Origin of the sequence: Methylobacterium sp. ME121 (assembly GCF_000974725.1) — a bacterium.
Lineage (GTDB): Bacteria > Pseudomonadota > Alphaproteobacteria > Rhizobiales > Beijerinckiaceae > Methylobacterium > Methylobacterium radiotolerans.
This window is the reverse complement of sequence record NZ_BBUX01000011.1, coordinates 123,838-137,031: the sequence shown is the minus strand read 5'-3', so window position 1 is coordinate 137,031 and position 13,194 is coordinate 123,838. Positions and strand designations below refer to the sequence as shown.

General features: G+C 71.4%; 10 protein-coding genes and 2 pseudogenes. 4 read left to right on the top strand and 8 right to left on the bottom strand.

Annotated features, from left to right (window positions below):
- Nucleotides 1-157, top strand: a pseudogene (locus tag ME121_RS10635) (chemotaxis protein CheW); the annotation flags it as partial.
- A 21-nt stretch (nucleotides 158-178) separates the two neighbouring features.
- Here ME121_RS10635 and ME121_RS10630 read toward each other — a convergent pair.
- Nucleotides 179-493: a hypothetical protein gene (locus ME121_RS10630; RefSeq protein WP_012329519.1), complete on the bottom strand. Its 315-nt coding sequence runs from the start codon at nucleotides 491-493 to the stop codon at nucleotides 179-181.
- 165 nt (nucleotides 494-658) lie between these two features.
- A pseudogene (locus tag ME121_RS33535) lies at nucleotides 659-1,041 on the bottom strand (hypothetical protein); the annotation flags it as partial.
- A 308-nt stretch (nucleotides 1,042-1,349) separates the two neighbouring features.
- On the opposite strand from ME121_RS33535, the gene ME121_RS33530 reads away from it, so the two are divergent.
- Nucleotides 1,350-1,478, top strand: coding sequence for a hypothetical protein (locus ME121_RS33530; RefSeq protein ID WP_280951382.1), 129 nt, complete (start codon nucleotides 1,350-1,352; stop codon nucleotides 1,476-1,478).
- 507 nt (nucleotides 1,479-1,985) lie between these two features.
- Here ME121_RS33530 and ME121_RS10620 read toward each other — a convergent pair.
- Nucleotides 1,986-2,699 carry an SDR family NAD(P)-dependent oxidoreductase gene (locus ME121_RS10620; protein WP_059408820.1) on the bottom strand — a complete coding sequence of 238 codons (714 nt, stop codon included), beginning with the start codon at nucleotides 2,697-2,699 and terminating at the stop codon, nucleotides 1,986-1,988.
- An 894-nt stretch (nucleotides 2,700-3,593) separates the two neighbouring features.
- Between ME121_RS10620 and ME121_RS33525 the strand changes: the two genes are divergently transcribed.
- Entirely contained in the window at nucleotides 3,594-3,872 is a 279-nt protein-coding gene (locus tag ME121_RS33525; protein WP_143739311.1) for a hypothetical protein, read from the top strand.
- A 149-nt stretch (nucleotides 3,873-4,021) separates the two neighbouring features.
- Here ME121_RS33525 and ME121_RS10615 read toward each other — a convergent pair whose 3' ends face one another.
- The 4 genes from ME121_RS10615 to ME121_RS10600 form a co-directional block, all read right to left on the bottom strand.
- A complete protein-coding gene (locus tag ME121_RS10615; protein ID WP_012329523.1) occupies nucleotides 4,022-4,981 on the bottom strand; it encodes a UDP-glucuronic acid decarboxylase family protein in 960 nt (319 codons plus the stop codon).
- Nucleotides 4,978-6,873 carry a hypothetical protein gene (locus tag ME121_RS10610; protein WP_059408819.1) on the bottom strand — a complete coding sequence of 632 codons (1,896 nt, stop codon included), beginning with the start codon at nucleotides 6,871-6,873 and terminating at the stop codon, nucleotides 4,978-4,980. Before ME121_RS10610 ends, ME121_RS10615 begins: the two co-directional genes overlap by 4 nt.
- A gap of 589 nt (nucleotides 6,874-7,462) precedes the next feature.
- The gene (locus ME121_RS10605; protein ID WP_089231699.1) at nucleotides 7,463-9,847 is read right to left on the bottom strand and encodes a hybrid sensor histidine kinase/response regulator; all 2,385 of its coding nucleotides are present in this window, start codon (nucleotides 9,845-9,847) and stop codon (nucleotides 7,463-7,465) included.
- 217 nt (nucleotides 9,848-10,064) lie between these two features.
- Nucleotides 10,065-11,681, bottom strand: a complete 1,617-nt coding sequence (locus ME121_RS10600) for an FAD-dependent oxidoreductase (protein ID WP_059408818.1) — start codon at nucleotides 11,679-11,681, stop codon at nucleotides 10,065-10,067.
- A 300-nt stretch (nucleotides 11,682-11,981) separates the two neighbouring features.
- Between ME121_RS10600 and ME121_RS10595 the strand changes: the two genes are divergently transcribed.
- Nucleotides 11,982-12,191 (top strand): hypothetical protein, encoded by a 210-nt coding sequence (locus ME121_RS10595; protein WP_059408817.1) that lies wholly within the window; start codon nucleotides 11,982-11,984, stop codon nucleotides 12,189-12,191.
- Nucleotides 12,192-12,210: 19 nt separating this feature from the next.
- Here ME121_RS10595 and ME121_RS10590 read toward each other — a convergent pair whose 3' ends face one another.
- Complete coding sequence (locus tag ME121_RS10590) at nucleotides 12,211-12,579, bottom strand: response regulator (protein WP_012329527.1); 369 nt, start codon at nucleotides 12,577-12,579, stop codon at nucleotides 12,211-12,213.
- Nucleotides 12,580-13,194: the final 615 nt, after the last annotated feature.

Here is a 13,194-nt window from a genome sequence, read left to right as displayed (position 1 = left end):
GCCCGAGGTCGGCGGGCGCTGGAATGCGCGCTACATCGCGGGCATCGGCCGCCGGGGCGAGGCGTTCGTGGTCGTGTTCGACCTCGTCGCGCTCATGGACGGCGACGGCCCGGCGCTGGCCGCACCCTCGCAGGCCGCACCCTCGCAGGCCGCCTGAGGGATCCGCTCCGGCCCGCGCTCACGCCGTCGGGGCCTCGCGGGCCAGCTCACGGACGAACATCTCCGCCTGGTCGATGAGCAGGTTCAGATCGGCCACGCTGCTGCTCATTCGGCCGGCCAGCTCCGCGGTGAGCACCGTCAGCCGGGTGTCGGCACTCGGCTGTACGCTCTGGAGGTTGGCGATCTGGGCCGCCAGCTCGGTCCGTCTCCGATGCAGCACCTTCAGGAGCGCCTCGATCCGAGCCGCGACCAGATCCGCGGTGAGCGCGTCCGTCCGTGCGCCGCTGGCGGTCCCATCCTCCTCGGAGCGCGGTGGGATGATCGTTCCGGTCATGGCAACCTTGCTCTGCCTCGGGACGAACGGCTTAGGCCGTGACGCATTCCTCAGGCTGACCGGCGCTGGCGATGGACGCTCCGGCGGCCGAGCCTTCCTCTCACCCGAACCGGCGGCACGCGCGCGGCCGGGGCCCTGCGGTCCGCGTCGGAGTTCGAGCAAGTCTCAGGCCGCCCGGACGGCCGCGACGAAGCGAGCCACCTCCGCACAAGATGCTCGGACGGGCGGGACAGCCCGTTTGCCGCGTCGAGCACCTGGGCCGCGCCCATCTCCTCGGAGGCCGCTGCCGTGCCGGCGACGTTGCGCGTCACCTCGTCCGTGCCCGTCTTCGCCCGAGGGACGTCGCGCACGATCTCCTGCGTGGCGGCGGCCCGCTCCTCGACCGCCGCGCCGATGACCTCCCGGATCCGCCCGGCGATCACTCCGACGGCACCGACCGCCCCGGCGGTCACGCCCTGCCCGCGCGCAGTCTGAACCGAGATCTCCGCGGTGGCCCTGGTCGTCTGCGCGGCGAGCGCCGTGACCCCGGCGGCGGCCGGTTTCAGGCCGCCCTCGATATAGTGAGACGGCATGATCCGTCTGAGCGCATCGGCCCGCGTGTCATCGCCGATTTTCCCGCGGGATGGCAGGATCTGCCGCGTCTGCGCACCGATATAGCCGCTCGATCGCCTGTGTTGCCTGATCTCATCCTCCGTCATACGCCGCTTGGTCGCGACAGCCGCGGTGAAGACGGAGCCGATCTGACCCGCGCCGTCACGCAACTCCGTCGCCGTCCAGACCATCGTCAGCCAGGAGCCGCACGGAGCTCTCCGCGCAGCGCGCGGTCTCGGATCCAACCTTCGTCCGCGCCGAGGACGTGCTCGGTGAGCCGGACGTCGTTGACCTGACCGCGCTGACCTGCACCTACGTGACCGTCGTCATGCTGCAGAGCATGGCTGAAGGCGTGCCGCCCGGTCAGGAGCCGCCGTCCGAGCCCGGCGACTGAGCGCGACACGGTGCGGCGGCCCGCGTCGAACGGCCCGATCCGGAGGGCAGGCACGCTCGCGCCGCGCCCCACGCGCGTCCGCCCCGCGCGGCCTCGCGGCTCCCTCGGGTCGGCAGGAGCGGCCGTGGTATCGCTGGCGCGGGCAGAAAAAAGGCCGCCCCGTCGGAGCGGCCCGAAGTCTTGGGAGGAAACGCCCTCGGAGAGGGCTGCAGGATCGCGACGCCATCGCGACCCGGCACGGTCGATCTGGGCACCGGCCGTGCCGCGGACAACCGAGGGCAGGTGGGATCGCGTGCATAAGCGGCACAGTTCGGCCCGCCGGGTGCGATTCCACACCATGGCGGGTTCCGGCCGCCGGTCGTGCCGGCGTCTGGACCCGAGCAGAGCGGCGGCGCCGGGGCCGCGCCGGGGCCGCACAGGAACGGGGCGCGAACGCAGACGGTCACGGACCATACCGGCTCAAAGGCAGGCTCCCATATCCGCTCCGATGTCCGGGTCGGGCCGGCATCACGGCGGGATCCGCTGCCCGTCCCACGCCAGGGTGTGACCGGAATCTTCGGCCTGCAGTCCGGACACCACCTGCAGCAGCCGGGCCGCACACTCGTCCGGCGCGAAGACGCCGGGCGTCCCGGCATCCGGGCGGAACGGCCGGGACAGTGCCGTCCGCACGGTTCCGGGATGGAGACCGACGACGATCAGCTCCGGATGGGTGCGCGCCGTCTCGACGGCGAGCGTGCGGAGGATCTGGTTGAGCGCCGCCTTCGAGGCCCTGTAGGCGTACCATCCGCCCAGGCGATTGTCGCCGATCGATCCGACGCGCGCCGAGAGCGCGGCGAAAACGCCGTGCCCGGCGCGCGGCATCAGCGGGATGAAGTGCTTGGCCACGAGGGCGGGACCGACGGTGTTGACGGCGAACACCGTGGTCATCGCGGCCGGATCGAGCGCGCGGATCGCCTTCTCCGGTGCGATGCCCGCCCCGTGCAGCAGACCGCTGGCGACGAGGACCAGCCCGACCGGTCCGGCGGCGCCGACAGCCTCGGCCGCCGCCGCGATCGAGGCCTCGTCCGTGATGTCGACGGACAGGGACTGCACGGATTCGGGCTGGGACGCCTGCGACCGCGAGAGGGCGAAGATGCGCGCGTACGTTCCGGTCTCCGCCAGGGCTGCGACGAGCGCCTGACCGATCCCGCCCGAAGCCCCGAAGACGACTGCACTGCTCATTCGGCACACCGCGAACGGGACGTCTTCCCGGGCTCTCCACTCAACGGATCCGGGGCGTCGCCCGCAAGGTCTGCGAACCCGCATCGGACGGCTATCCCGCGCCCGGAAGGAAGATCTGAGGACCGGCCGGGCAGAGCCTCACCGCGGCAGGCGAAACGCTCGGCCCCGCGGAGCCCGAATCCCCGGACCCGGCAGGGAGGCCCGGACAGACCGGCGACCCGCCCAGGGCGGCTGACGGCGCGAGACCGGGGCAGAGCCGGATGCTGCCCGCCCCGTCCCCGGTCGCGTCCGTGAAGCGGTCCGGCCCGTCGATGCGGACGGCGTGGCGCTCGACGGCACGACCGAGACGGGGCCCGCCGGACTGCCGGCAGTCCTGCTCGACGCGGAAGTCGTTGCCGTGGCATCGGCTCACAGGTCCAGCAGCCGCTGGCGACCGTGGTCGTGGTCGGAGGATCGTCGGCCCGGTGACGCTGTTGTCGGTGATCCCGGCCCTCCGGCGCGTGCTCCCGACGGCGGATCCGGACGCATCGCGCGCCTCGTCGTGACACGCAGAGCGGCGCGCGACCGTCGGGCGGCGCCTCCGCCCGAAGAGGCGCCGAGACGCGCCCCTGTGGCCGCGGGAACGGGATCTCGAACAGGCGTCACGAAGCGGCGAGCCGCCGGGGATGCGCGGCCGGAGCGCTTGACCGGACAGGGCCCCCGTGGCTTCTGGCGACTGCGCGAACGGCCGGTCACGGCTCCGCGCGTCACCGTCAGGACTCCTGAACCCCATGCCCAGCGACAGTCACAGTCGATTGTCCGCGCCGTTCGCGCCGGCCGCCGCTCGCATGGACGCCTGATCGGCGCGCCTCGGGACACGGTCGCGCGAGCGGCCGGACGCCTCCGAGGTGCCGTATGAAGACGATCATCCCCCACAGCGCAGGCGCGCGCGTCGCGCCGTTCGCCGAGCGCCGGCAAGCCCCGTTCGACGCGCACCGCGTCCGTGTTCCGAGGCCGGTCGAGCGCGGCCTCCGCGCTCCTCTGCGGGCACGCTGGTCGATCGATCCCGCCAGCGGGCGCCTGGCGTGCAGATGGGTGTTGGACGACGAGGTGCCGGACAGTCCGCATCGTCGAGACCGCAGTCCGGTGAGCGACGCCTCTGATCGCACCGCGTGCGATCGGTTCGCCGCCTAGCACGCCTCATCGACGGGACGGCCGACGCCCCGTCGATGATGGTGAGGCCATCGGGCTTCGAGGTGGATCCGCCGGACAGGCAGGCGGGTTCGTGACGCCCCGACTTCAACACGCGGCGTCCCCTCGACGCGGGCGGCGTCCGGGTAGGGTCATGCCGGCCGGATCTGCTCCGAGGCCAGCAACCTCTCGAAGTAGGCGATGGTTTTCATGAGCCCTTCCCGCAGCGGCACCGTCGGGCGCCAGTCGAGGAGCTGCTCGGCCAGGGCGATGTCGGGCCGCCGCTGTCGCGGATCGTCCACCGGGAGCGGGGCGTGAACGAGCTTCGAGCGCGAGCCCGACAAGTCGACGACGAGGTCGGCCAGCTGTCGGATGGTGAACTCGTCCGCATTGCCCAGATTGACGGGACCGGTGATCGCCGCCCCGGTGGCCATCATCGCCTGGAGGCCCAGGACCAGGTCGTCGACGTAGCAGAACGAACGGGTTTGATGCCCTTCGCCGAAGACCGTGATCGGCGCGCCGCGCAGGGCCTGAACGACGAAGTTGGAGACGACCCGCCCGTCGCTGGGATGCATGCGCGGGCCGTAGGTGTTGAAGATCCGCACGACCTTGATCGGGACGCGATGCTGCCTGTGATAGTCGAAGAACAGGGTCTCGGCGCAGCGCTTGCCCTCGTCGTAGCAGGAGCGGGGCCCGAGCGGATTGACGTTGCCCCAGTACCCCTCGGGCTGCGGGTGCACGAGCGGATCCCCGTAGACCTCCGAGGTCGAGGCCTGGAGGATCGGCACGCGGAGCCGCTTCGCCAGCCCCAGCATGTTGATGGCCCCCATCACGCTGGTCTTGGTCGTCTGGACAGGATCGAACTGGTAATGGATCGGGGAGGCCGGGCAGGCGAGATTGTAGATCCGGTCCACTTCGACGAAGAGCGGATGCGTGACATCGTGCCGTACGAGCTCGAAGCGCGGGTTGTCGAACAGGTGAGCGATGTTGCTCTTCCTGCCCGTGAAGAAATTGTCGACGCAGAGGACCTCGTGGCCCTGCTCCAGCAGGCGCTCGCTGAGGTGCGAGCCGATGAAGCCGCCGCCGCCGGTGATCAGGATCCGGTCGCTCATCTGTGACGGTCCCAGCAATCAGGGCCTTGCCGTGTCGGCGTGGCGCGGTTTCTGAAGAAGTTCAGCCGTCCGAGCCAGCGCGCGCGCGCCGCGCGCTTCTTCGGCAGGCATTCCTCGACGAAGCGGGCAAACTCCTCGAGGTCGAGATCGAAATCCTCGCGCTCCCTGCTGCCGGGGACGTGCAGGGCGTTGCTCGAGGTGTCGAGATCCGTCACCCGCTCGGCGGGAAAGTAGAAACAGGCCGACACGTTCTCGCGAAAGATCTCGGTGTCGTAGATGCGCAGATCGTCCTTTCCGCTGAGCACGGATCGGCTCGATATGACGCATCCGGGCGCGTTGGCGACCCATTTGTACTTGGCGAGACCGGCTCCGAAATGCGTCACGAACAGGTCGGTGTGGAGCGCGGCCACGAGGCTCGCGCCCATCGAGCAGGGCACGAGCGGCAGCAGGTCGACGTTGGCGATATCCGCCACCCGCCGGCGGAGCGCGTCGATCAGGTCGATCTCCATCTGGACGATGGAGGGCACGGTCCCCGTCGCGGGGACGAGGCTCTCGCAGTAGCTCTCGACGAAGCCGCCCTTCGCGCGCGCGAGCGTGTTGTGCCCGTCGACGAGGACCAGAAACCGCTCCCCCCGCCTCCGGCCGAGGCGTCGGATCAGGCCAACATACCCGTCGAGCTGCCGGACCCACTGGCGATTCTCCAGCCGCAGGCCGATGAGGACGATCGTGGCCCGGCGCGCCGCGTCCGCCAGGCGGGCATCGAGCGCGGGCTCGGCGCTCCGCGCCAGGGCCGCGAGACGATCGGCCAAGCGCTGGCTCACGCGGTAGGAGCGGAACGGCAGGAAGGTCGCCGCGCCGGTGACGGCAGCCTGCAACAGGGGCAGCGGGCCTTCGATCCCGCGATACACACGTCCGGCGACTTCCGGAAAGACGGCGTCGACCGGAAAGATCGGCTCGTTGCAGCTGGCGAACAGGAACACCGCCGGCGAGCGACCGAGCGACAGCACGTCGTCGACCGCGGCCAGCTCGTTCCAGATGGCGTGACTGATGTGCGCGTGTTCGAAGACGATCCCGACGCGTGTCGACCGGGCCGCGCCGTCGATCAGGGCCGGGAGAAGGTACTGCCGCCACAGCCGGACCTGCACGAGGGTCGCGGCGTCGAACCCGACGCTCGCCAGGTTGGGCCGGGCGTAGGCCGTGTTGGTTCGAACGTCCAGCAGGGCCGATGCGAGGCGGGAGTTCTTGCCGATCAGCGTGCACAGCGTCTCGTTCCGGTCCGCCGAGTAGCCGACAAACCGGAAGCCCGGCATGGGCAGGTAGATCGAGAAGCGGAGATCGCCGCCGTCCGGATGGCGCGTCTCCTGCCCGCCGCGCGCGACGATCTCCTTCGTCACCAGTTCGGGCAGATGGGGCGGAGACCCCGCCGGCGCGCCGTTGAGCCGCGCCAGCGCCGCGTGCATCGCCTGTGCCCGCGGATCGGAACCGCCGCCCGTCACGACCCGGACAGCCTGCTCCGGGTTGGCGGCAGCCGCGCGCGCGAGGGCTTCGATCAGGAGATGGATATCCTCGATCATGGCCCGCGAGCCCGCCGCGCCATCGTCGTCGGTGAGAAGCGCCTCCGCCTGCCAGTCGAGAGGGCCCGCCCCGTCCCGTGGCGCGGCGAGGAACTCCGCCGCGCAGGACGCCAGCGGCGCGCCGTCCGGGTTCAGGAACCGGAACGCGCGCGCGTCATCGGGACCCACGAGCGCGACCACCGTGGCGCGCCCGCCGAGATCGATCAGGCCGAGCGCGGACCAGTCGGACTCGGCCGGACAATGCGCCACGAGTCGCCCGTCGCGGCTCGTGACCGCGTCCCCCGATCGCTGCAGCCTACGGGTATGGCGGATGATCATAGGCGCCCGTCCTCGGCATCGTCCGAGCGGGTTTGTCGAACTTCAGGCGTTGCCACAAGGAGACCCGTGGGCGCGTCGCCCGGACAGGCCGACCCGATCGCCTTCACCGCGCCCGCCACACCGTCGCTGCCCCCTCCCCCCGAACGCCTCACCGGGGCCCGGCCGGGAGTGGCAGCGGACGGCCGGACGGCCGCCTGCCTCGAGAACGGGGTCGATAAGGCGGCCCATCGTCGTCGGGCGGGCGCCGCGGCCCCGGCGTGCCCGCGCGTCCTCGACCGCGGCGAACGCTGCCGGCGAGCGCGGGATCGCCTGTCCCGCGGACACGGCAGAGCGGGATCCCTGCGACCGGCCTCGTTCGATGACGGTCATGATCGACACGGCGGCCGGCTCCGGAGTGTTGGCGCGCGGCGATCGGCGCGATCGGCCACCCGCGGCTGCGACAGGTGTCGGATCTGGCGCTGTCCGAGGTCGGACGAGCGCTGGCGCAGCGCGCTCGGGCGTAACGCCGCCCGTCCAGGCCGCGAACCGCACGCGCGGATGACGCGCCCGCCCGGCGCCGGCCTGGAGGATCGAGGCTAGGCCGTGCCGGTCATGCCGCCGGTCGCGACCGGTCGGCCGCCCCCGCGAGGTTGCGCTCGATGACGGCGCGCAGATGGGCGCGGTCGAAGGGCTTGCCGACGTGGTCATCGACGCCGGCCGCCCGGAGCGCCCGGACCTGCTCGGGCAGGACATGGGCCGTCATCGCGATGATCGGCACCGCGCCGAGCGCACCGTCGAGGCCGCGGATCGAGCGCGTCGCCGTGATGCCGTCCATGACCGGCATCTCAACGTCCATCAGCACGAGATCGTAGGCCTGCGCCCGGACCAGGGCCACGGCCTCCTGGCCGTTGCAGGCGACGGAGACGCGATACCCCATCGCCTCCAGAACCATCTGGGCGATCTCGCGGTTGATCGCCCCGTCCTCGACGAGGAGCAGGTGCGCGCGCGGCGCCCCGTCCGCCGCGGCCGCGTGCGGCGGAGCCGCCAGGATCGACCGTTCGAGCGCCGGGGCGTCCGTCGCCGCGCGCGGGAGGACCACGTCGAACCAGAAGGTCGAGCCCGCGCCGTCGCGGCTGTCCAGCCCCATGGTGCCGCCCATCGTCTCGATCAGGCCCTTGGCGATCGCGAGCCCCAGTCCCGTACCGCCGAAGCGCCGGGTCGTGGAGCTGTCGGCCTGGGCGAAGCGGGTGAAGAGCCGCGCCTGCGCGTCGACCGGGATCCCGATCCCGGTGTCGCGGACGGCGACCCGCAGAGCGACGCCATCCGGGCTCGGCGTCTGCGTGAGCGCGACCGTCACGGAGCCGCGCTGCGTGAACTTGACCGCGTTGTTGACGAGGTTCAGCAGCACCTGCCTCAGCCGCGTCTTGTCCCCGATGAGGGGCTGATCCGTGCCCGCGTCGCTGTCCCAGCGCAGGTCGAGGCCCTTGCGCTCGGCGGTTCCGGCGACGAGGGCCACGGTCTCCTCCACGAGCGCGCGCGGCGAGAACGGCGCAGCCTCCAGCGCGACGCCATCCGCCTCGATGCGCGCGTAGTCGAGGATGTCGTTGACCACCGTCGTCAGGACCTCGCATCCGACCCGCATCTGGTCGACGCAGCGCTGCTGGCTCGGGGTCAGGGTGGGGTCGTCGCGGAGCAGGTCACCGAAGCCCACGATGGCGTTCAGCGGGGTGCGAACCTCGTGGCTCATCGTGGCCAGGAAGTCGCTCTTGGCCCGCTCACCGGCCTCGGCACGCGCCTGTGCCGCTTCGGCCCGGTCGCAGGCATCGGCGAGTTCCGCGGTCCGGTCGGACACGCGACGCTCGAGATCGACATTGGCGAGTGCCAGGGCTTGGTCGCGTTCACCCAGGCGCGCCAGCAGCGAGGTCAGCGCGTCCGTCAGCTCGGCGATCTCCCGGTAGCCGCGCGGCTTCGGCAGGCGGGCATCGCCGGTGGACGTGTCGATGCCGCTGGCCGCCTTGGCCAGCGCGCGAAGCGGATGGGCGAGGCGCTCCGCCGCCGACCAGCCCAGCAGCGCGAACAGGAGCGTGAAGGCCACCCCGCCGAGCATCAGCCGGTTGATGATCGGATCGGAGATCGCCTTCGCCACCTCGACGGGCTGCCGCACCAGGACCGTCCAGGGCAGGGTCGGCTGATCGATCGAGGGGCTGCCGCGGCTCGCGCCGGTGAAGTAGTCACCACCGTCGGGCCACGTTCCGCGCGCGCTCGCGAGTTCGGCGCCGGTCGTCAGCGCCGGCAGAGCGGGCAGGACGGCGTCGATGCGCCGGCCGGCCTGATCGCCGGGGCCGAGGATGACGGTGCCGTCGCCGGCGAGGATGAGCACCTCGACGCTCGGCTCGCGCCTCAGAGCCTTGGCGATGGCCGCCCGGCTCATCTCGCGCATCCACGTGATGCTGAGATGGCCGCCGACCACGCCGATCCGGTCTCCGGACGCGTCGCGGAGCGGCATCGCGACGTCGATGAAGCGCCAGGGCTCCCCGTAGGGGAGCGCCGGCAGGCGTTTCGCGAGGAGCTTCGCGTCGTGGACGTCGATGACGGCCGGGGCCTCGATGCCCCTCTGGAACCACGGGCGCGCGGCCACGCTCTCCCCCTCCAGCATGCCGCCGGTACTGGCCACGACGGTGCCGGACCGGTCCGCGAAACCGATCCAGGCATAGGCGGGGAAACTCTCGCGCAGGGCATCGACCCACGCGCGCTGCGCTTCGGGCCTCGTGGCGTTCGTCCGGGCGACCGCCGACAGCACGGCCATGTCGCCGAGCCGCTCGGCGATGTTGGCGTCGATGATCTGGCGCAGATGCTCCGCGAGTTCGGCGATGTGCGCCTCGGCGCGGATCTGCACGCGCGCGGCGACGAATTGCGAGACCAGGGTCGTGGCGGCGGCCGTCAGGAGCAGCGCTCCGGCGGCGAAGACGAGGGCGAGGAGGGTGCGCAGCCGCATGATGCATCGGGCCCGGGACGCCCGATCGTCGCACGCGGGCGGTTAATGCGAGGCTGTTGAGGTCCGGACAATCCGGATTGCCGAACGGAAACAGCGCTCTCGATCCCGCAGGAGAACCGCCGAATAGAGATCGATACATCGAAGGTCGGTCTGCGGATCCGTATCGACGTGTCGGCGGCCTCGGCGGCTGCCAGATCCGGGGCGCGGACGGCGTGACTCAGGTCCGGATGTGCTCCCACACCTTCGAGATGACGACCGAGCCCTCGCCGACCGAGGCCGCGACGCGCTTGACGGAGCCGGCCCGCACATCGCCGACCGCGAAGATGCCGGGATGCGACGTCGCGTAGGGAGACTGGGCGCCGATCGCGTCTCCCGTCAGGACGAACCCGTGGCTATCGAGGTCGACGAGCCCGGACAGCCAGCCCGTATTGGGCGCGGCGCCGACCATGACGAACACGGCACAGGTCGGGACCTCGCGCGTCGTTCGATCGGCGAGGGTGCGGATCGTGACCGCCTCGAGGTGGGTGTCGCCGTGCAGGGCCGTGAGTTCGGCGCCGTACTCGATGGTGATCGACGGCTCCGCTTCCAGCCGGCTCGACAGGTAGCTCGACATGGAGGTCGCGAGCGACGGCCCGCGCACGAGCAGGCGCACGTGCCGGGCGGATCGGCTGAGATACATCGCCGCCTGCCCCGCCGAGTTGCCGCCGCCGACGACGATCGCCTCGGCATTCCTGCAGTAGCGGGCCTCGATCTCGGTCGCCGCGTAGTAGATGCCGGCCCCCTCGAACGACTCCAGGCGCGGGATCGGCAGTCTCCGGTACTGAACGCCGGTCGCGACGACCACGGCCTGACCGCGGACCCGCCGACCGTTGTCGAAGGTCGCGCAGAAGGCGCCGTCCGCGAGCCGCTCCAGCTTCGCAACGCGCCGCGGCATCGCGAACCGCGTGCCGAATTTCATCGCCTGGACCTCCCCGCGCCAGACGAGATCGGCTCCCGAGATGCCGGTCGGGAATCCCATGTAGTTCTCGATCCGGCTCGAGGTGCCGGCCTGACCGCCGATCGCCACGTCCTCGATCACCAGCGCGCGGAGCCCCTCCGCGCCGGCGTAGACGCCGGCGGCCACCCCGGCCGGGCCACCGCCCACGATCAGGACGTCGAAGGCCTCGTCGTCCACGAGGCTGTAGTCCAGGCCGAGCAGCCGCGCGACCTTGGCGGGGGTCGGATCGGCCACGACGACGCCCCGACCGAAGATGACGGCCGGCCGCTCGGCCGCGATCGCGCAGCTCTCGGCCACGCTCGCCGCCTCCGGGCTGCCCAGCGGATAGGACCTGTAGGGAAGGCGGTTGCGGCTCGCGAACTCCGCGATCCGCCGCACGCTCCGGTCCCCGTCCTCGCCGATGAGCACCAGCGTGCCGTCATGCGAGTCGAGCTGCCGCCGTCGCCGTGCGGCGAGGACCGTGATGATGATGTCCGACATCTCCGGGATCTCGGACATCAGGCGCAGCATCGCCGGACGCGGCACCTCGGTGACGGCGGTATCGGCGCTCGCCCGCATCGGCATCGACCAGACGCCGCCGTTCAGGAACGAGATCTCGCCCATGAACTGGGTCGGCCCGAGCGTCGAGGGCAGATGCCGCTCGTCGGTGAACGGGTTGACCACTTCGATCTCGCCGGCCTCGACATAGTAGAAGCGGTCGGCCAGGTCGCCGGCGCGCACCAGGAAGGTGCCGGCCGGGTAGTGCCTCACGACCCCGAGGCCCCGAAGCGCCGCGACATGCGATGCGGCGAGCGGGATGCGCTGCATCTCCCCCAGGTCACGACCGATCGATTCCATGGATCGTCCCCATCGCGAGTCGCGCGCGGCGGCGCAGCATCGATGGCCGGGCCGCGGGAGGCAAGATCCGCGTCCTCGCGTCCGCCGGCACCGCGGACCGGGGCCTATTCCTGGAATGATCGACGTCGCGGGTGCGCGCTCCTGAACCGGCGCGGCCGCAGAGTCGGCCGGCGCGGATCTCTCCGGATTGCGACGCGCGCGGATCAGTGTTCGCGCGCGTGTGCCGGAGCACGGTCGGCGATCTTGGGCCGTGAGAATTTACCGGCACGTCGAGAGATCAATATTCCCGTAGAGGCTCCCATGGCTGATGCTGCTGCGATCCGCGAGACGATACGCCTCGACGAAGGCGACGTGATCGTCCTGCTCCCCGGCAACCTGTCTCCGACGAGCATCGGCCTGCTCCAGGCCAAGCTCGACGGCCTGGCCGCGGACCTGAACGCGCGCTGCCTGGAGGACAGTCGCGCTTCCCTGTCGGGACTGGCCGGGCTCGCCGCCGTCCTCGCTAACTGAGGTGGCGCCGACGGCGCACTCAGTGCAGGTGCAGGGCCTTGAGCGCCTGCCGCACCCGTTTCTCCCCGCAGGGCTTGGCGATAAAATGGGCCTCCTCGGGCAGCAGCGTTGCCTCGCGCGGATCGCAGCCCGAGCAGACGATGATGCGGGTCTCCGGCCAGCGTGCCCGGACGGCGTGCGCCAGATCGCAGCCGTCCATGGCGCCGGGCATGTTGATGTCGGTGTAGAGCAGGACGGCCCCGTCGTAAGCCTCCAGATGCTGGAGCGCGCCGTGGGCATGTTCCGCCTCCAGCACCTCGAATCCCAGCGTCGTCAGCATGTCGGCTGCGACGCGGCGGCTGAACTCTTCGTCCTCGGCGAGGACGGCGATGGGGCGAGGTCCTGACATACATCAGAAACTGCACCGACGGGCGCCTGTTTCAGCGTTGCCGCAGATTTTCAGACCGGCGCGGCCGGACGGTGGGCACGCGGGACGGGCGCGCTCGGAACGGGCGAGGCCCGGTAAGTGCGGGTCGTCGTCCGGGATCGGAGCGCGCCGTCCGGACGCCGTCGCGGCGCGTGAGCGCTCACCCGGAACGCGGCGCGTCGCGAGTGGAGGAATGACCGGCGCGGAGCCCGACCACACCCTGTTCGACCGGGTCCCGGTCCGCCGGACCGGACCGCGGGACGGCCGGTCGCGGCTCCTCGCGATCGCATCCCGCGACCGATGCGACGGGCCCGGCGCCACCGGCGGGGCGCGCCGTCTGCCACCCACCGCGTCGGCTCAGCGCTCCGACCGCGCGGCTCCGGCGGAACGCTTCGCTCCGAGATCCGGCCAATCGTCGCCGCGGTCGGTCCAGCCCTGGAGCGCTGTCGGCGAGATCAGAAATGGATGAGACGAGGCTTCTCTCCCGAAGTGTCGAGGACGCATCTCCGCTGTTGCATCGTTTCCTCCCAGTGGATGCGTCGTGCTTCCTGCCGCCTGCGCCCCCGCAGAGATTCCAGGACTGAAATCCATGTTATT

Coding starts and splice junctions, on each gene's coding strand:
- ME121_RS10630 (WP_012329519.1), bottom strand. CDS start 493: ATGACCGGAACGATCATCCCACCGCGCTCCGAGGAGGATGGGACCGCC.
- ME121_RS10620 (WP_059408820.1), bottom strand. CDS start 2,699: ATGAGCAGTGCAGTCGTCTTCGGGGCTTCGGGCGGGATCGGTCAGGCG.
- ME121_RS33525 (WP_143739311.1), top strand. CDS start 3,594: ATGAAGACGATCATCCCCCACAGCGCAGGCGCGCGCGTCGCGCCGTTC.
- ME121_RS10615 (WP_012329523.1), bottom strand. CDS start 4,981: ATGAGCGACCGGATCCTGATCACCGGCGGCGGCGGCTTCATCGGCTCG.
- ME121_RS10610 (WP_059408819.1), bottom strand. CDS start 6,873: ATGATCATCCGCCATACCCGTAGGCTGCAGCGATCGGGGGACGCGGTC.
- ME121_RS10605 (WP_089231699.1), bottom strand. CDS start 9,847: ATGCGGCTGCGCACCCTCCTCGCCCTCGTCTTCGCCGCCGGAGCGCTG.
- ME121_RS10600 (WP_059408818.1), bottom strand. CDS start 11,681: ATGGAATCGATCGGTCGTGACCTGGGGGAGATGCAGCGCATCCCGCTC.
- ME121_RS10595 (WP_059408817.1), top strand. CDS start 11,982: ATGGCTGATGCTGCTGCGATCCGCGAGACGATACGCCTCGACGAAGGC.
- ME121_RS10590 (WP_012329527.1), bottom strand. CDS start 12,579: ATGTCAGGACCTCGCCCCATCGCCGTCCTCGCCGAGGACGAAGAGTTC.